Origin of the sequence: Streptomyces tuirus, assembly GCF_014701095.1 — a bacterium.
Classification (GTDB): domain Bacteria; phylum Actinomycetota; class Actinomycetes; order Streptomycetales; family Streptomycetaceae; genus Streptomyces; species Streptomyces tuirus.
On the sequence record NZ_AP023439.1, the window covers coordinates 2,163,564 to 2,182,946 of the forward strand.

15 protein-coding genes are annotated in these 19,383 nt (G+C 71.3%); 9 read left to right on the forward strand and 6 right to left on the reverse strand.

Translation table 11 applies throughout. The annotated features are described in order from the left end of the window. Positions 1–29 precede the first annotated feature (29 nt). The 4 genes from mmsA to IGS69_RS10065 all read left to right on the forward strand — a co-directional run bounded on the left by mmsA (position 30) and on the right by IGS69_RS10065 (position 5,963). Positions 30–1,580, forward strand: a complete 1,551-nt coding sequence (mmsA, locus tag IGS69_RS10050) for a multiple monosaccharide ABC transporter ATP-binding protein (RefSeq protein WP_190898414.1) — start codon at positions 30–32, stop codon at positions 1,578–1,580. Continuing rightward, positions 1,577–2,821, forward strand: a complete 1,245-nt coding sequence (gene mmsB, locus IGS69_RS10055) for a multiple monosaccharide ABC transporter permease (RefSeq protein ID WP_190898416.1) — start codon at positions 1,577–1,579, stop codon at positions 2,819–2,821. Before mmsA ends, mmsB begins: the two co-directional genes overlap by 4 nt. A gap of 57 nt (positions 2,822–2,878) precedes the next feature. After that, positions 2,879–4,027, forward strand: coding sequence for an aldose epimerase family protein (locus tag IGS69_RS10060; RefSeq protein ID WP_190898417.1), 1,149 nt, complete (start codon positions 2,879–2,881; stop codon positions 4,025–4,027). A gap of 172 nt (positions 4,028–4,199) precedes the next feature. Next, entirely contained in the window at positions 4,200–5,963 is a 1,764-nt protein-coding gene (locus IGS69_RS10065) for a pyridoxal phosphate-dependent aminotransferase (RefSeq protein ID WP_190898418.1), read from the forward strand. Between the two features lie 346 nt (positions 5,964–6,309). On the opposite strand, the gene IGS69_RS10070 is transcribed toward IGS69_RS10065, so the two are convergent. Then, positions 6,310–6,858, reverse strand: a complete 549-nt coding sequence (locus IGS69_RS10070) for a YciI family protein (protein ID WP_190898419.1) — start codon at positions 6,856–6,858, stop codon at positions 6,310–6,312. A 64-nt stretch (positions 6,859–6,922) separates the two neighbouring features. On the opposite strand from IGS69_RS10070, the gene IGS69_RS10075 reads away from it, so the two are divergent. Further along, positions 6,923–7,699, forward strand: a complete 777-nt coding sequence (locus tag IGS69_RS10075) for an alpha/beta fold hydrolase (RefSeq protein WP_190904440.1) — start codon at positions 6,923–6,925, stop codon at positions 7,697–7,699. Positions 7,700–7,784: 85 nt separating this feature from the next. Here the strand turns inward: IGS69_RS10075 and IGS69_RS10080 are convergent, their stop codons facing one another. Beyond that, the gene (locus IGS69_RS10080; RefSeq protein WP_190898420.1) at positions 7,785–8,441 is read right to left on the reverse strand and encodes a DUF4360 domain-containing protein; all 657 of its coding nucleotides are present in this window, start codon (positions 8,439–8,441) and stop codon (positions 7,785–7,787) included. Positions 8,442–8,744: 303 nt separating this feature from the next. Next, entirely contained in the window at positions 8,745–9,203 is a 459-nt protein-coding gene (locus tag IGS69_RS10085) for an RrF2 family transcriptional regulator (RefSeq protein ID WP_020272842.1), read from the reverse strand. A 138-nt stretch (positions 9,204–9,341) separates the two neighbouring features. On the opposite strand from IGS69_RS10085, the gene IGS69_RS10090 reads away from it, so the two are divergent. Further along, positions 9,342–12,374, forward strand: a complete 3,033-nt coding sequence (locus IGS69_RS10090) for a glycoside hydrolase family 35 protein (protein ID WP_190898422.1) — start codon at positions 9,342–9,344, stop codon at positions 12,372–12,374. Here the strand turns inward: IGS69_RS10090 and arfA are convergent. After that, positions 12,325–13,836, reverse strand: coding sequence for an arabinosylfuranosidase ArfA (arfA, locus tag IGS69_RS10095; protein WP_190898423.1), 1,512 nt, complete (start codon positions 13,834–13,836; stop codon positions 12,325–12,327). The two genes, IGS69_RS10090 and arfA, sit on opposite strands and share 50 nt — an antisense overlap. A 381-nt stretch (positions 13,837–14,217) precedes the next feature. Between arfA and IGS69_RS10100 the strand changes: the two genes are divergently transcribed. The 3 genes from IGS69_RS10100 (at position 14,218) to IGS69_RS10110 (ending at position 17,632) form a co-directional block, all read left to right on the forward strand. Continuing rightward, the gene (locus tag IGS69_RS10100; protein ID WP_190898424.1) at positions 14,218–14,826 is read left to right on the forward strand and encodes a toxin-antitoxin system, toxin component family protein; all 609 of its coding nucleotides are present in this window, start codon (positions 14,218–14,220) and stop codon (positions 14,824–14,826) included. Next, the gene (locus IGS69_RS10105) at positions 14,823–16,052 is read left to right on the forward strand and encodes a DUF6545 domain-containing protein (RefSeq protein WP_190898425.1); all 1,230 of its coding nucleotides are present in this window, start codon (positions 14,823–14,825) and stop codon (positions 16,050–16,052) included. The genes IGS69_RS10100 and IGS69_RS10105 overlap by 4 nt, the downstream gene beginning before the upstream one ends. Before the next feature lie 179 nt (positions 16,053–16,231). Beyond that, positions 16,232–17,632 (forward strand): FAD-dependent oxidoreductase, encoded by a 1,401-nt coding sequence (locus IGS69_RS10110; RefSeq protein WP_190898427.1) that lies wholly within the window; start codon positions 16,232–16,234, stop codon positions 17,630–17,632. 75 nt (positions 17,633–17,707) lie between these two features. On the opposite strand, the gene IGS69_RS10115 is transcribed toward IGS69_RS10110, so the two are convergent. Further along, on the reverse strand, positions 17,708–18,556 hold the full coding sequence (locus IGS69_RS10115) for an SMP-30/gluconolactonase/LRE family protein (protein WP_190898428.1): 849 nt from the start codon (positions 18,554–18,556) through the stop codon (positions 17,708–17,710). Then, positions 18,553–19,326 (reverse strand): IclR family transcriptional regulator, encoded by a 774-nt coding sequence (locus IGS69_RS10120; RefSeq protein WP_190898429.1) that lies wholly within the window; start codon positions 19,324–19,326, stop codon positions 18,553–18,555. The genes IGS69_RS10115 and IGS69_RS10120 overlap by 4 nt, the downstream gene beginning before the upstream one ends. Positions 19,327–19,383 lie beyond the last annotated feature (57 nt).

Genomic DNA, 19,383 nt, shown 5'->3' on the forward strand with positions numbered 1-19,383 from the left:
CGATTCACCACTGATTGGAAGGCACGACCATGGCGGGACCCGTCCTGGAAATGCGCTCGATCGTCAAGACCTTTCCCGGCGTCAAGGCGCTGTCGGACGTCACGCTGACCGTCCGGCAGGGCGAGGTCCACGCCATCTGCGGGGAGAACGGCGCCGGCAAGTCGACCCTGATGAAGGTCCTCTCCGGCGTCCACCCGCACGGCACGTACGAGGGCGACATCCTCTTCGAGGGAGAGGTCTGCCAGTTCAAGGACATCCGGGCCAGCGAAGAGCGTGGCATCGTGATCATCCACCAGGAACTGGCCCTGGTGCCCTACCTCTCCCTCGCCGAGAACATCTTCCTCGGCAACGAGCACGCCACCCGCGGGATCATCAGCTGGACCGAGACCCTCCGGCACGCCACCGAACTGCTGCGCCGGGTCGGCCTGTCGGACCACCCCGACACCCGCGTCGCCGACATCGGCGTGGGCAAGCAGCAGCTGGTGGAGATCGCGAAGGCCCTGTCGAAGAAGGTCAAGCTGCTGATCCTCGATGAGCCGACGGCCGCGCTGAACGACGAGGACAGCGGCAAACTCCTGGATCTGATCCTGGAGTTGAAGAAGCAGGGCATCACCTCGATCATCATCTCCCACAAGCTCAACGAGATCCGCAAGGTCGCCGACTCGGTGACGATCCTGCGCGACGGCAAGACCATCGAGACCCTCGACGTGAAGGCCGCGGAGACCACCGAGGACCGGATCATCAGCGGGATGGTCGGCCGCGACCTGGAGAACCGCTTTCCCGAGAGGTCGCCGCACGAGCCCGAGGAGGGCGCGGCGCCCGCCCTGGAGATCCGGGGCTGGACCGTGCACCACCCCATCGACCAGCAGCGCAAGGTGTGCGACGACGTCTCGCTCCATGTGCGGCGCGGGGAGATCGTCGGCATCGCGGGCCTGATGGGCGCCGGGCGCACCGAACTCGCGATGAGCGTCTTCGGCCGGACCTACGGCCGGTACGCGGACGGCACGGTCCTCAAGGACGGCAAGGAGATCCGCACGAAGACCGTCCCGGAGGCGGTCAAGCACGGCATCGCCTATGTGACCGAGGACCGCAAGCACTACGGCCTCAACCTCATCGACACCATCAACCGGAACATCTCGCTGAGCGCCCTGGGCAAGGTCGCGAGGCGCGGTGTGGTCGACGAGCACGAGGAGCGGCAGGTCGCCGAGAGCTTCCGCACGTCCATGAACATCAAGGCCCCGACGGTGTTCGAGCCGGTGGGCAAGCTGTCCGGCGGCAACCAGCAGAAGGTCGTCCTCAGCAAGTGGATCTTCTCGGGTCCGGACGTGCTGATCCTGGACGAGCCGACGCGCGGTATCGACGTCGGCGCCAAGTACGAGATCTACACGGTCATCGACCAGCTGGCCGCCCAGGGCAAGGCGGTCGTCTTCATCTCCTCCGAGCTGCCCGAGCTGCTCGGCATGTGCGACCGCATCTACACGATGGCCGCGGGGCGGCTGACGGGTGAGTTCTCGCGGGCCGAGGCCTCCCAGGAATCGCTGATGCGTCAGATGACGAAGGACAAAGAGGTAACCCGATGAGCACGGACGTGACCGCCAAGAGCCCGGCCCCCGCGCCGCCGGGCAAGAGCGGAGGGGCCGCGGGCGACGGCCTGTTGCAGCTGGTGATGGACGGCCTGCGCCGCAACATGCGGCAGTACGGCATGCTGATCGCGCTGGGCCTGATCGTGGTCCTGTTCGCCGTCTGGACCGACGGTGACCTGCTGCTGCCGCGCAACGTCTCCAACCTGGTGCTGCAGAACAGCTACATCCTGATCCTCGCGATCGGCATGATGCTGGTCATCATCGCCGGCCACATCGACCTCTCGGTCGGCTCACTGACGGCGTTCGTCGGGTCGATGGCCGCCGTCTTCATGGTCAAACAGGACCTTCCCTGGCCCCTCGCCGTTATCCTCTGCCTGGCCGTGGGCGCGGTCGCCGGTGCCGTCCAGGGGTTCTTCATCGCGTACGGCGGGATACCGTCGTTCATCGTGACCCTGGCGGGCATGCTGATCTTCCGCGGTCTGACGGAGATCTTCCTGGAGGGCCAGACCCTCGGCCCCTTCCCGGACGGGCTGCAGAAGGTCGCCAATGGATTCCTGCCCGAGGTCGGGCCCAACACGAACTACCACAACCTCACACTGCTGCTCGGCTTCGCGATGATCGCCTTCGTGATCTTCCAGGAGGTCCGTGACCGCAAGCGGCAGCAGGAGTTCGACCTGGACGTCCCGCCCGCCAAGCTGTTCCTGCTGAAGCTGGTCGCGATCGGCGCCGCGGTGCTGACGCTCACCATGCTGCTGGCCAGCTACAAGGGCGCCCCGATCGTGCTGCTCATCCTGGGCGTGCTGCTCGTCGGCTTCGGCTACGTCATGCGCAACGCGATCATCGGCCGTCACATCTACGCGATCGGCGGCAACCTCCCGGCGGCCAAGCTGTCGGGTGTGAAGGACAAGAAGGTCACCTTCCTGGTCTTCCTGAACATGGGCATGCTCGCGGCCCTGGCGGGTCTGGTCTTCGCCGCCCGCTTCAACGCGGCCTCTCCCAAGGCCGGCCTCAACTTCGAGCTGGAGGCGATCGCGGCCTCGTTCATCGGCGGTGCGTCGATGAGCGGCGGTGTCGGCACCGTGCTCGGCGCGATCATCGGTGGCCTGGTCCTGGGCGTGCTGAACAACGGTATGAACCTCGTCGGCATCGGCACCGACTGGCAGCAGGTCATCAAGGGCCTGGTGCTGCTGGCGGCGGTCGGGTTCGACGTGTGGAACAAGCGCAAGGTCGGTTCGTAAGTCAGATCGGGGCCCCGCCACAACGGCGGGGCCCTCTCCTTGTTATGGGAGCCGCACATGGAACTGAACAGACGCACGGTCATCGCGGGAGCAGCGGCGGCGGGCATGGCCGCCACCACGCTCGGCGGCACGGCGCACGCCACGGGAGGCAGGAAGCCGGTGAAGACGCTCTTCGGCAAGCTGGCCGACGGCACCAAGGTCCACAGCTGGTCGCTGGAGAACGGCGGCACCCGCCTGAAGGTCCTCTCCTGGGGCGGAGTCGTCCAGTCCCTGGAGATCCCCGACCGTCGCGGCCGCTACGCCAATGTCTCCGCGGGCTTCGACAACCTCGCGGACTACGTCGCCAAGACCCCGTACTTCGGCGCGCTGATCGGCCGGTACGGCAACCGCATCGGCAAGGGCAGGTTCACCCTCGACGGCACGAACCACCAGCTGTCCGTGAACGACGGCGAGCAGAGCCTGCACGGCGGCGTCCAGGGCTTCGACAAGCGCGTGTGGGACGTCGAGCCGTTCACCGAGGGCTCCGACGTCGGCCTGCACCTGTACTACACGAGCGTCGACGGCGAGATGGGCTACCCGGGCACGCTCAGGACGAAGGTGACGTACACGCTCACCCGGCACGGCGACTGGCGCATCGACTACGAGGCGACCACGGACAAGGCCACCGTCGTCAACCTCACCAGCCACGTCTACTGGAACCTGGCCGGCGAGGGCAGCGGCACGATCGAGGACCACGAGCTGCACATCGCCGCGTCCCGCTACACGCCCACCGACGCGGGCCTGATCCCCACCGGCGAGCTGGCCAAGGTCGCGGGCACGCCGTTCGACTTCACGCGGGCGAAGCCGATAGGCCGGGACATCCGCGTCTCGCACCCGCAGCTGGTCACCGCCAAGGGCTTCGACCACAACTGGGTCCTCGACAAGGGCGTCACCACCCGGCCCGAGCACGTCGCGACCCTGCGCGACCCGGCCTCCGGCCGGTCCTTGAAGATCGCCACGAACGAGCCGGGCCTGCAGTTCTACTCGGGCAACTTCCTCGACGGCACGCTGACCGGCCCGTCCGGCCGCACCTACCGGCAGGGCGACGCGCTCTGCCTGGAGACGCAGCACTTCCCGGACTCGCCGAACAAGCCGAAGTTCCCCTCGACGGTGCTGCGACCGGGGCAGACGTACCGCACGACCACGATCCACACGTTCGGTCGCTGAGGCCGCTGACGGGCCTTCACACCATGGGCGCCCCGTTCCGGCCGTTCTCCCGACGGTTGAACGGTGTCCCTGTGGCCTCCGTATGAAGGGGCGGCCCGTGCTCCCCCGCGCGGGCCGCCCTTAAACGTCGGGTCCGTCCGTCCCCAACGGGCCCGCCCCATACGGAGGTTCCATGGCCGACAACGTCACGTCGCTGTTCCGCAGTACCGCGGCACACAGCCCGTCGATGGCGGCTCTGACACGTGAGGGCGGCGAGGGAGCCGGCCCCGTGGACTTCTGTATCCCCTGCAACCCGTACTTCCCGACCCCGGCCATGTTCGAGGACATGGCGGGCCGGCTGCGCGACATCATCACCTACTACCCGAGCAGCGCCGACACGATCACCGCCGAGCTGTGCAGCCTGCTGCAGCTCCCGCCGCAGTGCGTGGCCATGGGCAACGGCTCGACCGAGCTCATCACCTGGATCGACCATCTGCTGGTCCGCGAGTCACTCGCCGTCCCCGTCCCCACCTTCGGCCGCTGGACCGACCAGCCCATGGAGACCGGCAAGCGGGTCGACATGTTCCCGCTCCAGGAGTCCAGCGGCTTCGCCCTCGACCTCGCGCAGTACGCCGAGTTCATCCGGGCCCGCGGCACCCGCGTCGCGGTGATCTGCAACCCCAACAACCCCGACGGCGGTTTCCTGCACAAGCACGCCATCGTGCAGTTCATGGACGCCATGGCCGACCTCGACCTGGTCGTGATCGACGAGTCGTTCCTGGAGTTCGCGGACGCCGAGGCCGAGCCGTCGGTCGTCCAGGAGGCGATGCTGCGGCCCAACGTGGTCGTGCTGCGCAGCCTCGGCAAGAACTTCGGCCTGCACGGCATCCGCTTCGGCTATCTCGTCGCCAACCCGGCGCTCGCGGGCCGGGTCCGCTCGATGCTGCCGAAGTGGAACCTCAACTCCTTCGCCGAGCACGTCGTCTTCATGCTCAAGGAGCACGGCGCCGAGTACGCGCAGAGCCTCCAGCAGGTGCGCCGCGACCGCCTCGACATGGCCGGCCAGCTCTCCTCCCTGCCCGGGCTCACGGTCTACCCCTCGCAGGGCAACTTCCTCTTCGTGCGCCTCCCCGTGGGCGCCGAGGGCACCGTGGTCCGGGACCGCATGCTCACCGAGCACCGGATCCTGGTCCGCGAGTGCGGCAACAAGATCGGTTCGTCCAGTCGCTTCCTGCGTCTCGTGGTGCGCCCCCAGGTGGACGTGCGTCGCCTGGTGTCCGGCCTGGAACAGGTGCTCTACGGGACGTCCAGGAGGGGAGCCGCCGTACCCGAGCTGGGCAATGGGACCAGCTACAGCTCGGGTACGGCGGCCGTGGACCGGCTGGTGAGCGAGACGAACGGGTCGGGCATGCGGGGGCTCGCGGCGCAGGCGGTGGGGATGGCCGCGGCGCAGGCCCCCGCCGCGGCCACGGGGGCCGTTGGGCCGGGGCTCGCCCCGGCGGCCGCGAGCACGGGTGGGGCGGGGTTCGCTCCCGCCGCGGCGGCCGCCGCCCCGGCTCCCGCTCCGGCCACCGGTATCGGCATGCCGCTCCCCGCCGCCGCGTCCGCCGTGCCGGCGGGTACGAGCGGCGGGATGCCGATGCCGGCTGCGGCGCAGATGCCGCAGCCGCAGGTGCCGCAGCCCCAGATGCCGCAGGCGGTGCCGCAGCCCGCTCCCCAGCCGGTGGCCGCCCCGGCGCCGCCCCTGGCGCCGGTGGCCCAGGCCCCGGCTCCCGCGCCCGCGCCGTCGCCCATGGCCGCTCCGTTCACCGGGCCCACGCCGCCCGGTGTCCCGGCCCGTGGGGGCCTGACGGCGGCGCAGGTGCGCGGCACGAACGGGCTGACGCCCGCGCCGGCCACGGGCTGGCCCGCGGCGCAGAGCTGGCCGAACGCGGCGGGGATGGGGCAGGCGGGGTAGCGCCCTCCCGCCGCCGCACCGTCCGGCCGGCCCCCGGCGCCACCGCGGCCGAGCCGGCCGTGGGCGCGGCAGCCCGGCACCGAGGCCCCCGACGGCCGGGCCGCGACCGCCCGCGCCGCCGCAGTCGTCTGCACGCCTCACCAAGGGAGGCCCGAAGGCCCCTGCCGCCTCGACGGACAGCACGTCCGCTCCGACATCCGGGAGGACAGGACCGGCATCCACCTGAAGCTGACGCTCACGACATCGGCGGGCTACGCCGGTGCGCTGACCCTGGGTGTGGAGCGGGGCTGACACGGCCCCGGCGGCCCGGAGCCCACCGGCTTCAGTGGACTCCGGGCCGCTTTCGTCACCGTCGGCCGCCGAACTCCCACGCGTGCACCTCGACGCTCGCGTACCGCCCCCGGGGCAGCACGGCACGCGCCGCCTCCGCGTCCGGGGCCCGGAGCAGTGCGGCCGTGCCCACCCAGACCTCACCATCGTCGGACAGCAGGGGCCCGAACGCGATCAACTCGTCCCGTTGCTCGGGTACTTCGAGAGCTGAGCCGGTCGAGGGGCCGAGGCCGAGCACGAGATGACGGTCGCCGCCCGTCCGCCCGCCCGGGTACTCCCACATGGTCCGCCCCAGCAGATTCCGCCAGCGCCGCAGCAGGACGTCCCGGTACACCCCGGCCTGGTAGTTGGGCTCGTCGAAGGCGAACGCCCGCGCGGCGGCGGCATCCGGCAGGCCGACGATGTGCACACTGCCGGTGGGGGTCTCCCCGTCATCGGCGAAGGTCGGCCCCCGGGCGATCAACTCCGCCTCGAACCGGTCCATATAGGCCCAGTGCGCCTCCCCCAGCTCCTCCCGCAGCGGCAGGGAGCCGGGCCGGTCGCGGTGGTGGCAGAAGAACTCCATGGCTCATCCAACCTCAGTGGCTACGCTCGTGTCTCCCGTCGTCGTGACCACAGGAGAGCAGACCGTGCGCAGCGCCGCCGTAACGCCCGAGGGCGACCAGATCCGCTGGGTCGAACTGCCGGGGCGGCAGCCGCCGCGCGTCTATGTGCACGGACTGGGCGCCACATCGCCCGCCTACTTCACCGAGGCCGCGGTCCATCCGCTGCTGGCCGGGCACCGTTCGCTGCTGATCGACCTGCTGGGCCACGGCATCAGCGACCGCCCGACGACCTTCGACTACACGCTCGAATCGCACGCCGACGCGCTCGCCGACGCCCTGACCGCCGCGGGGGTTTCGGACGCCGAGGTGATCGCGCACAGCATGGGCGGCTCGGTGGCGATCGTCCTGGCGGCCCGCCATCCCCGTCTGGTGTCCCGGCTGGTGCTCGTCGACGCCAACCTCGACCCGGTCCCGCGTACGCCCGGCTCCTCGGGCAGCAGCGGCATCGCCGCCTACTCCGAGGAGGAGTTCGTGACCGGCGGCGGCTGGGAGGAGGTCCGCGACCGGGCCGGCGCCCACTGGTGGTCGACGATGCGTCTGGCCGGCCGCGAGGCCCTGCACCGCAGCGCGTTCCATCTGACGCGCGGCACGGACCCCACGATGCGGGAGCTGTTGCTGGATCTGAGGATTCCCCGCACGTTCCTGCTTCCCGAGGCGGACGGGCCGCTCCCGGGCTCCGACGCCCTCGGCGCGGCGGGCGTGTCCGTCGTCGCGATCCCCGGCTGCGGTCACAACATCATGCTGGACAACCCGGAGGCGTTCGCGCGGGCCACCGCGGCGGCGCTGGCGCCCCGGGGCTGACCGGCCCTCGCCGCGGGGTCCGCGCGGGAACACGGGGGCGGCCCGCCGGACCACCGGCCCGGTGCGGCCGCCCCCGTTCACACCGTCACGACTTCTTCGGGCACTCCTTCCACGCCAGGTGGTACACCGTGCTGATGTCCCCGTCCGTGGAGTCCATCGTCATGAAGCTGACCTTGTCGGCCGACTGGGTGCCGGCGTTGACGCGGATCTCGGTGTTGATGTTGAAGTTGCGCTGGACTCCGCAGGGTGCGTAGACCAGCTGGGCCCAGTCGGTCTCGTCGGTGGCCTGCCAGTTGTCGTTGAGGGGGCCGCTGAAGGGGTGGTTCCTGTACACCGTGCTGGGCGAGCCCTGGAAGTAGTACGAGGCCCGCTGGGTGGCGCTCGCGCCCCGCTGGAGGGCGGCGAATCCCCGGTAGTCCGCGCTCGCGATGGCGTAGGTGAAGCCGCCCGGGACGTGGACCTTCAGATTGAGCTGGCAGTTCCGGCGGAACGCGGTCGGGTCGGAGTTTCCGCCGGCCTGCGCCAGGTAGTCGCTGTAGGTCACCGTGAAGGCGGTGTTGTCCTCGGAGACGGCGACCGCTGCCGTGCCCTGCGGGCAGCCGGAGCCGTTCACCGTGGCGACCTGGATGATGATCTTGTCCGGGGGCGGGTCGTCGAACCCGCCGGAGGACGGGGTTTGTGCGGGAAGTGCGCTGGTGAGGAGCGCGGCTACCGCACCGCTCAGGAGCAGGCCACCGGCCATGGTTCTCCCATCGGTTCGTGGGGGGTGGATCGTGACAGAGAAAGATCATGCGCATGTCAAAGTGACAGGCGCATGCGCCCCCGACCTGTGACCATTCCATGGAGGGGATGTGAAGAGCGGGAGCGGTCGCATCGTACGCAGCGCGGCAGGGGTGGGCCAGGGCGCTCTCCGGCCATTCACACTGGCGGGAATTCACTGGGACACCGGCAGGCACATAGGGTGCGTTCGACCAGTGCGTCAGACCGAGGACATCCCGAGGACGGAATGAGGATCACGCACAGCGCCGCGCACGGCCGCAGCCCCTCAGGGGTTCTCCCAGGCCGCCGGTTCCGCCGCCAGACGCTCCACCGGCTCCGGCAGCGCCCCGGCCGCGAGGTCGGCGATCGTCACGCCCTCCAGGATCCTGCGCACATTGGCCCGCAGGGCGATCCACAGCGGCAGCAGCGGCTCGGCGGTGCCGGAGTAGGCGAGACCGGTCGGCCGTTCGCCGCGCACCGAGACGATCGGCCCGTCCACGGCCCGGATCACGTCCGCGACCGTGATCTCCGCGGCCTCCCGGGCCAGCCGGTAACCGCCGCCCCCGCCGCGCCGGCTGTCGACGACCCCGCCGCGCCGCAGATCCCCGAGGATCCCCTCCAGGAACTTGTGTGGGATGTCCTGCGCGGTGGCGACGGCCTCCGCCTTGACCGGCCCCTCCCCCTGCCGGACGGCCAGCTCCACGACCGCTCGTACCGCGTAGTCCGCTCGTGCCGAGATCCTCATAGGACCATTGTCGCCGTGACCCTGTAGACATTGAGCACACGCACCGCGCACCACAGCGAGCACACGCACCCCGCACGACGAGCACACGCACCTCGCACCACGCATCACGTATCGCAAGGCACAACAGGAGGCGCTCCCTTGGAGCTCAGCAGGCGTACCTTCCACGCTCTGGCCGGCACGGCGGCGCTCGGCTTCGCGCTGACCGGCAGCGGGTCGCCGACCTCCGCCCACCCGGCACGCACCGCGCCCACCGGCCCGCCGCCCCCGGTGCCGAGCGCGGACGGCCGACCGCACGAGATCGGCTTCGACTCCTACTCGCTGCTGGTCGACGGCCGCCGCCTGGTGCTCTGGTCGGGCGAGATGCACCCCTTCCGGCTGCCGAGCCCGTCGCTGTGGCGGGACGTGCTGGAGAAGATGCGGGCGCACGGCTACAACGCCGTCAGCGTGTACGTCGCCTGGAACCACCACTCCCCCGCCCCCGGCCGCTACGACTTCACCGGCGTGCGCGACCTGGACCTCTTCCTGCGGACGGCCGCCGAGGCGGGGCTGTACGTGATCCTGCGGCCCGGGCCGTACATCAACGCCGAGGTCGACGCGGGCGGCTTCCCGGGCTGGCTGACCGCCACCGAGGGCCGCGCCCGGACCTCCGACCCGACGTATCTGAAGTACGTCGACGAGTGGCTGACCGCCGTCAACGCCATCGTCGCGAAACGCCTGTTCACACGGGGCACGGGCACGGTCCTGCTCTACCAGATCGAGAACGAGTACGACGCGCACGTCGACGAGCCGTCCGGGCGCGCCTACATGTCGTATCTGTACGAGAAGGTCCGCGCCGACGGCATCGACGTACCGCTGTTCCACAACGACAAGGGCCGCAACGGTCACTGGACCCCGGGCTCGTTCTCCACCGGCGGGGAGAAGGGGCGCTGGCTGTACGGGTTCGACGGGTACCCGGAGCCGGACCGGGCGCCGTCCGACTGGGGGCTCTTCGGGACCGGCGGCGCCAAGGGCGGGGCCACGGCCAGTCCGAGGACGCCCGGGTTCGTGCCCGAGTTCGGCGGGGGCCGGTTCGACCCGTGGGGCGGGGCGGCGTTCGACGGCAAGGGGTACGCCGAGGCGCGCCGGACCCGGGACGCGGCGTACGAGCGGCGCTTCCACCTCACCAACCTCGCCAACGGCATCACCCTGCACAACGTCTACATGACCTTCGGCGGCACCTCCTGGGGCTGGCTGCCCGCGCCGGCCGTCTACACCTCGTACGACTACGGCGCCGCGTTCGACGAGGCCCGCAACGCCACCCCGAAGCTCGCGCCGATGCACCAGACCGGGCAGTTGCTGCGGTTCGTGCCCGACCTCGCCAAGCTGCACCGGGCGAAGTCCGTGCGCGCGACCGACGAGCGGATCAAGGTCTACCACCTGACCAACCCCGACACCGGGGCCCACTTCTACGTTCTGCGCAACGACTCCGGCGAGGCGGTCTCGGTGACGCTGCCGGACGCCGGGATCAACGTGCCGGTCATGGTCCCCGCGCGGGACGCCAAGCTGATCGCCGCCGATCTGAGGCTCGGGAAGCGGACGCTGGTGCACGCCACCGTCCAGCCGATGCTGAGCCTGACCGCCGGACGGCAGGACATCGCCGTGTTCGCGGGCCGGCGGGGCGATCTCGCGCAGGTCGTGCTGGAGTGCCCCGACGAGCCCACTCCCATGCGGCTGGACGCGGAGCCGGCGTGGTCCTGGAACCTCAACAAGCTGAACATCACCGCTCCGCTCGGCGCCGGCGGGCTGAGCCGGGTGCGGGTCGAGGGCGACGGCGTGGACACACCGATGCTGGTGCTGTTCGCCGACGACGCGACCTCCCTGCGGCTGTGGCCGTACGAGACGCCGTCCGGCCCGCTCCTCGTCTACGGCCCCGCCCTGCTGCGGTCCGCCACCCTGCGCGGCTCGACGGTCCACCTCACCGGTGACACCGTCGGCGCGACCGGCCTGGAGGTGTGGGGACCGCCCGGGATCACCCATGTGACGTGGAACGGGCGCGCGGTGGCCACCCGGATCAGCGCCTCCGGCAGCCTGCTGGCGCTGCGGCCGCTGCCCGGGGTGACCCGGCCGGCCCTGCCCGCGCTCGACGGCTGGCGACGGCAGACCGGGAATCCGGAGTCCGAGCCGGACTTCGACGACTCGGACTGGACGACGGCCGACAAGGAGACGACCTTCAGCACCACGCCCGTCCCCGACGGGCAGCCCGTCCTGTTCGCCGACGACTACGGCTTCCACTACGGCGACGTCTGGTACCGGGGCGAGTGGAGCGACGAGAACGGCATCGAGTCGGTCTCCCTCGCCTACAGCACGGGCACGCAGGGCCTGCTGATGGCCTGGCTGGACGGCGAGCCGCTGGGCACGCACCGGATGCCCGTACCGGACAAGGAGCGGGCGCGGCAGGGGACGTGGACCGCCAAGGCCGCCTTCGCCCTGCCCGAGGAGCTGCGGGAGAGGTTCCGTGAGGCACGGGACGGGAAGCGCGACCGGCACGTGCTGTCCGTGCTCGTGCGGCCGATGCAGCACGACATGGACGGCGAGGCCCTCGACACGCACAAGGCCGCGCGGGGTCTGACCGCCGTCACCTTCGAGGGCGGCTCCCCCGAGGTGACCTGGCGTGTCCAGGGCGCGTCCACGCTCGATCCCGTGCGCGGGCCGATGAACAACGGCGGGCTGCACGGGGAGCGCGAGGGCTGGCATCTGCCCGAGTACGACGACGGGGACTGGAAGGACACCGAACTCCCCCGGGCCGAGCGGCGGCAGGGCGTCACCTGGTACCGGACGGACTTCCGGCTGGATGTCCTCCCCGGGGTCGACGCCTCGATCGGGCTCGTCCTCGACGACGACCCGGGCCGGGCCTACCGCGTCCAGATCTTCCTCAACGGCTGGAACATGGGCCAGTACATCAACGACGTGGGCCCGCAGCACACCTTCGTGCTGCCCAACGGGATCCTGCGCACACGGGGTGCCAACACACTGGCGCTGGCGGTGCTGTCCGACGGGACCACACCGTCCGGGCCCGGAGAGGCACGGCTGACCCTGCTGGGCGCGGCGGCCGGAGGCGTGCCCGTGAAACCGGCTGGATCGGTCACGCCAGGCGGATCACGTTCCAGGACAGCGGCTCCAGAACGGCGCTGAGCGTGCCGTCCCGGAGGGCCGTGCCGTCGACCGTGTGCGGGGCGACGCGCTCCGGGTCGCCGAGGGTGTTGCGGGCGTCGGGGTCCGCGTCGGCGAGGGCGCTGTGCTCGACGACGCCCGTCAGCTCCAGTCCGTTCAGGGTGACCTCGAGCGGCAGGGAGTCGGTGCGGCTGCGGTTGACCGCGAACAGGGTGACCGAGCCGTCCTCGGCGCGCACCGCGGTGGCGTGCAGCAGGTCGGTCTCGCCGTACTTCTGTGTCTCGTACGTCGGCGAGTCGACGCGGACGTCGAGGACCTCGCCACGGCCGTACCGCGAGGCCTGGGCGAACGGGAAGAACGTGGTCTGGCGCCAGGCCGGGCCGCCCGGCTCGGTCAGGATCGGGGCGATCACGTTGACGAGCTGGGCGAGGCAGGCGACGGTGACGCGGTCGGCGTGGCGCAGCAGGGCGATGAGGAGCGAGCCGAAGACGACCGCGTCCAGGACGCTGTAGTTGTCCTCCAGGAGGCGAGGGGCCTCCGCCCAGTCCCGGGCGCCGGAGTTCTCGATCTCGTGCCACTCCGACATGTACCAGACGTTCCACTCGTCGAAGGAGAGGTTGATCCTCTTCTTCGACTTCAGCTTCGCGCCGATGTGGTCGGCGGTGGCGACCACGTTCTCGATGAAGGACTCCATGTCGACGGCGGACGCCAGGAAGGAGTCGAGGTCGCCGTTCTCGGGCTGGTAGTAGGCGTGCAGGGAGATGTGGTCGACGAGGTCGTACGTCTCCTCCAGGACCGTCGCCTCCCACGCGGCGAAGGTCGGCATGGACTGGCTGGAGGAGCCGCAGGCGACGAGTTCGACGTCCGGGTCGATCTGGCGCATGGCGCGGGCCGTCTCGGCGGCGATCCGGCCGTACTCCTGGGCGGTCTTGTGGCCGGTCTGCCAGGGGCCGTCCATCTCGTTGCCCAGGCACCACAGCTTGATGCCGAAGGGGTCCTTGTCGCCGTGCGCGGCCCGGAGGTCGGACAGGGCCGTGCCGGCCGGGTGGTTGGCGTACTCCTGGAGTTCCAGGGCCTCGGCGACGCCCCGGGTGCCGAGGTTGAGGGCCATCATGGGCTCGGCCTGGGGGCCGATCTTCTTCAGGAAGGCGATGTACTCGGAGAGGCCGAAGCGGTTGGTCTCGGTGGAGCGCCAGGCGAGGTCGAGGCGGCGGGGGCGGTCCTCGACGGGGCCTACGGAGTCCTCCCACTTGTAGCCGGAGACGAAGTTGCCGCCGGGGTAGCGGATGGCGGTGACGCCGAGTTCCTTGACGAGGTCCAGGACGTCCTGGCGGAGGCCGGCCTCGTCGGCTGTGGGGTGGCCGGGTTCGAAGATGCCGGTGTAGACGCAGCGGCCGAGGTGTTCCACGAAGCTTCCGAAGAGGCGGGGGTTGACTTCGCCGATGGTGAAGGCGGGGTCGAGGGTGAAGCGGGCGGTGTTCATGCTTGCCTTTCGAGGTCCGGTTTCGTCTGCGGGTGTGTCGTGGCCGGTCGCGTGGTTCCCCGCGCCCCCAAGAACCGAAGTCAGCTCGTCCCCTGCCCTGCCCTTGCGATCGATGATCAGGAACCGTTCGGTATTTCGGATTGCGCTCGCCACCTCGAACGGGACCGTAAATTCGAAGCGGTTGCGCGTCAATGGTCCGGCCGGATTCCGGACAGGAAGTCCGGTCGGGAGGTCAGGTCAGGAGGTCCGGGCGGGAACGGTCGTTGTCCGTTGAACATCGGACGTCTGATCGCATGACGCGCCCGCTTTCGGGCGCGTAGTCTCGGACCCGCCGGCAGGGGCCGTCGTCGGTCGACGGGCCGGCGGCGAGGAGGGGGAGCGATGGACATCGCGGGCGCGCGGATCAGGGCCGCCCGAGTCACCGCCGCGCTCAGGCGCCCACGCAGTGGCTCAGCCATGCGCGGCCTGGCCGCCGAGCTCGCCACCGCGGTCCGGGCACGCCCCGGGTACCCCGACGACGTACGGTCGCTGTGCCGGGCGCTGTGCGAGGAGATGAGCACCCGGCGCGGCGGACGCCCCGTCGAGCTCCGCTTCGAACGCTTCCCGGACGAGATCGAAGTGACCGGCCTGTGGATGGAGTTCCAGGACTTCGACCTGGTCATCGTCGAGGAACGGGCCGAGGCGGTGCAGCAACTGGTCATACTCGGGCACGAGTTGTGGCATCTGCACGCGGGGCACCGCCATCACCCGGGGGCGGGTGCGGCGGCCGACGCGTTCGCCGACCGGCCCGGGTGGGAGGACGTCGCGCTGACCGTGGCCGCCCGCAACGGCTCCCGGGAACGGGACGAGTCCGAGGCCGACGCCTTCGGACATCAACTGGCGGCGCGCTGCCGGGTCCTGCTGCCGGGCGGACGCCGACCGGACGTCCCCCTCGAACCCCTGCAGCGGTCGCTGGGCTACCGGGGACCGCGAGGAGGTGCGGCTCCGTGACGACGGTGGCGCTCACCCCGGCCGAGTTCGTCAACCAGTTCTATCCGAACTTCTGGTGGATCCCCGCGGGGGTCCTCGCCGCAGCCCTGGCCATCAAGCTGCCGAGCATCATCCGGCTCTGGAAGGACCCGCTGCTGCGGGCCGTCGGCGGGCTGCTGCTGCTCGCCTGCGCGGTGTTCGTCTTCGTGGCGCCGTCGACGATCGCCCGGGTCAACCGGCTCACCGGGGTGGCGAACTTCTCCGGCCCCTGGGTCTACTCGCTGCTCACCGCGTTCTGCGCGTCCTGCCTGCTGCTGATCATCTCCTGGCGCAACGGCCTGTCCGACCGCTCGGAGCACACCCGGCGCGCGATGCGGGGGGTCGTGGCGGTCTATGCGGGCGTGATCGTCGCGATGTGGGTGCTGTTCGCTCTCGCGGAGGTACCGCAGGAGCGGTTGCGGGACCTCGACACGTACTACGCGAACACCCCGTACATGCGCGAGATGATCGTGCTCTACCTGCTCGCGCACACCCTGGCCGCACTGGTCACCAACGGGCTGATCTGGAACTGGGTCCGCACGGACGGGCTCGACTCGCTGCTGCGCTGGGGACTGAAGTTCCTCGGCGTGGGCTACGCGGCGCAGCTGCTCTTCGACGCCGCCAAGATCAGTGCCGTGGTGGCCCGTTGGTCCGGGCGGGACGTGGACTGGCTGAGCACGGCCGTCGCCCCGCCGCTCGCCTGCCTGTCCGCCGTGCTCATCGCGGTCGGCTTCATCCTGCCGCACGCCGGGCAGTACCTGCACGGCCGCTGGCACGTCCGGCTCGCCCTCCACGAACTGCGGCCGCTGTACCTGCTGATGAGGACGGTCAACGGCGCGGGGGTGCCGCTCCTGCTGCGCGCGACGCCGGAACTGCGGCTGGTGCGCCGGGAGACGTTCATCCGCGACGTGCTGCTGCCGCTGGCCCGGCACATCGACGAGGACCGGCGCGCACGCTTCCACGAAGCCGCCCTCACCCTCGGCCACCCGCCCGGACTGGCGAAGGCGCTCGCCGCCACCGCGGCGATCCTGGACGCGATCGAGACCAGGAACCGGACCGGGGAGGACGACGGCACCGGTGCCCGCGACACCACGGACCTGCTGCGCGAGATCGGCGCCGTGTCCCGGGTGCTGCGCCGCCCGGAGGACCTCCGGGCGGTGCGCGCCCTGGCGCGTGACACCACGGACGGCAGGTCCCTCACCGGCTGAACCGCACAGGGGGGCCGCCGACACGGTACGTGAAGGTACGGTGAGAGCCGTCCGGGGCGGGGCCCGCATGGCTCGAAACCGGTGCCGGCGGAGGGTGTTGTGCGCTGCGCGGCTGTGGCCGGACGACGGGGAATGCCCGCAGGGCAAAGGAGCCTTCATGGCTGAGTGCGAGGAGTCGCATGTCGCGTAGAGCAGTCGTCATCGGGGCGGGTCTGGCCGGAATGCTGGCCTCGGCGGCCCTGTCCGCCGTCGCGGACGAGGTGATCGTGCTCGACCGCGACGATCTGCCCGAGGGGCCCGAGCACCGCAAGGGCCTGCCGCAGGGACGTCACGCGCATCTCCTCATGGCCGGCGGGCTGGCCCCCATGGAGGATCTGGTGCCGGGCGTGAGCATGCGCAAGCACCTGCTCGCCGCCGGTGCGCACGAGATACCGCTCGGCTCGGGCATGGTCGCCCTCACGCCCGAGGGCTGGCTGCGGCGCTGGCGTCACCCCGGGCCGCGGATGCTGACCTGCACCCGGGCCCTGCTCGACTGGGCGGTGCGGGGCGCCGTGCTGGACAGCACCGCGGTGGTGATCCGCAAGGCGCGGGTGCTGGAGCTGACGGGGTCGCGGCAGCGGGTGACCGGGGTGCGTCTGTCGACCACCGCCGGGGAGGAGGACCTCGCCGCCGACTTCGTGGTGGACGCGAGCGGACGGGGCTCCCGGATCGTGCACTGGCTGGCGCGACTGGGCATCGACGACGTGCGCGAGAAGACGGTGGACGCCGGCCTGGTGAACGCCACCCGCCTCTACCGCACTCCCGAGGGGGCCGGGCGTTTCCCCCTGACCATGGTGCAGGCCGATCCGTACCGGGGGCGGCCCGGCCGCAGCGGCATGGTGCTGCCGATCGAGGGGGACCGCTGGATGGTCAGCCTCGCCGGCACGCGAGGCGGCGGCGAACCGCCGTCGGACCCCGACGAGTTCCTCCGGTACACGCTGGATCTGCCCGACCCCATCGTGGGCCGGCTGATCTCCGGCGCGGAACCGCTCACCGAGGTCCACGTCAGCCGCAGCACGAGCAATCACCGCCGGTACCTGGAGAAGGTCCGCTCCTGGCCCGACCGCCTCGTCGTCCTCGGTGACGCGCTGGCCACGTTCAACCCCGCCTACGGACAGGGCATGTCGGTGGCCGCGCTGGGCGCACGGGAGCTGCACCACGAGCTGCGGCGGTCCGGACTCGGCGAGCCCGGGCTCGCCCGGCGGGTGCAGCGGCGGGCGGCCAGGCCGGTGGAGGCCGCGTGGACGATGGCGGTGAGCCAGGACGTCTGGTACCCGGGGACGCGTGGAGGCTCACCCGGGGTCGCCGACCGTCTGGTCACGGCGTACACCCGCCGCATGATCCGCACGGCGACCGCCTCGTACCCGGCGGCGTCGGCGCTCTGGGACGTGATGAGCATGACGACGGGGCCGACACGGCTGCTGCGGCCCTCGACCGTGCTGGCGACACTGAGCGGCCCACCGCTGCCGGCGGCGGTGGGCGCGCCGCTGACGGAGAACGAACGGACGGTCCTGCGCCGACTGGACCGGACGGGACGCTGAGGCCGGGGCCCGGGGAGCGGCCTTGGCCCCGCGCCCCCTCCCTCTGCTTCTGCCTCAGGCCCCTGGCCTCCGACGTCAGCCCGCGAACGGTGGGTGCGTCAGTCCCTTTCCCGCCCCTGGCACCACGAACAGGGACCCCGCCAGCGCGGGCGGGTCGGTGAGGCCCGCGCGGGCCGTGGTGATGTACAGGTCGCTCAGGTCGGCCCCGCCGAAGGCACAGGCCGTGACCAGCGGCACCGGCAGCTCGATCACCCGGTCCAGCTCACCGTCGGGGGTGTACCGCCGTACCGCCGACCCCTGCCAGAGGGCGACCCACACGCACCCCTCGGCGTCGACGGTCAGCCCGTCCGGGAAGCCCGCGCCCTCCTCGATCTCGGCGAGGGTCCGCCGCCCGGTGATCCGCCCGTCCGCGTGGTCGAAGACGTCGACCCGCCGGGTCGGGGAGTCGACGTAGTACATGAGGCGCCCGTCGGGGCTCCAGCCCGTGCCGTTGCTGACGGCCACGTCGTCGAGCACCACCTCGACCGAGCCGTCCGCGGTGACGCGGGACAGTGTCCCGCCCCCCGGGGCCTCGTCGTAGCGCATCGTGCCCGTCCACAGCGTGCCGTCGGGTGCGACGGCGGCGTCGTTGGCGCGGCGGCCGGGGACCGGCTCGTGGTGGAGCCAGCGGAAGCCGCCGTCGGGGTCGAGGAGGCCGATCCCGTCGCGCAGGTTCAGCACCAGTCCACCGCCGGCGCGGGGCTTGACGGCGCCGATGTGCTGTTCCGTGCGGCGCACGGCGCGGCGTCCGGTGGCCGGGTCGTAGCGGTGCAGGCGGGAGCCGAGGATGTCGATCCACAACAGCCGGCCGGCCGCCGCGTCCCAGGTGGGTCCCTCGCCGAGCTCGGCCTCGGCACGGACCGCGACCTCGTACGCCGTCGTCACACCGCGCCCCGGTGCCCGAGGTGCTCGGACAGCTCGGCGGCGCCCTTCGCGGCGAGCTGCTCCAGCTCGGCCCGGCGCTCCTCGCTCCAGCGGATCATGGGCACGGAGATCGACAGGGCGGCCACGACCTGCCCGGTGCGGTCGCGGACCGGCGCGGCCACGCAGGACACGTCCGGGTTGGACTCGCGGTTCTCCACGGCGAGGCCCCGCTCACGGATCCCGGCCAGGGCCTCGCGCAGGGCGCCCGGGTCGGTGATGCTGTTGGGGGTCATCGCGACCAGCTCGGCGCCGTCGGGGATGCGCGCGGTGAGCTCCGGCTCGGGGAGGGAGGCCAACAGCATCTTGCCGACGGACGTGCAGTGGGCGGGCAGTCTGCGGCCGGCCGCCGACACCATCCGCACGGCGTGGGTGGAGTCGACCTTGGCGATGTAGATGACGTCCGTGTCCTCGAGGATCGCCACGTGCACGGTCTCGTCGCAGGTCTCGGCGACGGTCCGGGCGACCTGCTGGCCCTCGGCCGCGAGGTCGAGCTGCTCGGAGTAGCGGGAACCGAGCTGGTACGGGCGCACGCCGAGCCGGTAGCGTCCGGGCTGGCCGGGCATCGCAACGATGTACTTCCGGGCCGCGAGCGTGGTCACCAGCTCGTGCACGGTGGTGCGCGGCAGCTGGAGCCGGCGCACGATGTCGGGGGCGGAGAGCGTCCCGTCCCCGTCGAGAAAGAGCTCGAGAATGTCGAGAGCCCGGGTCACAGCTGGTACGAGGCGTCCCACGACCGGCACCCTCCCTAAAGGTCTCAGGCGCCTGTGTTCGAGATTTCAACAGGCGAT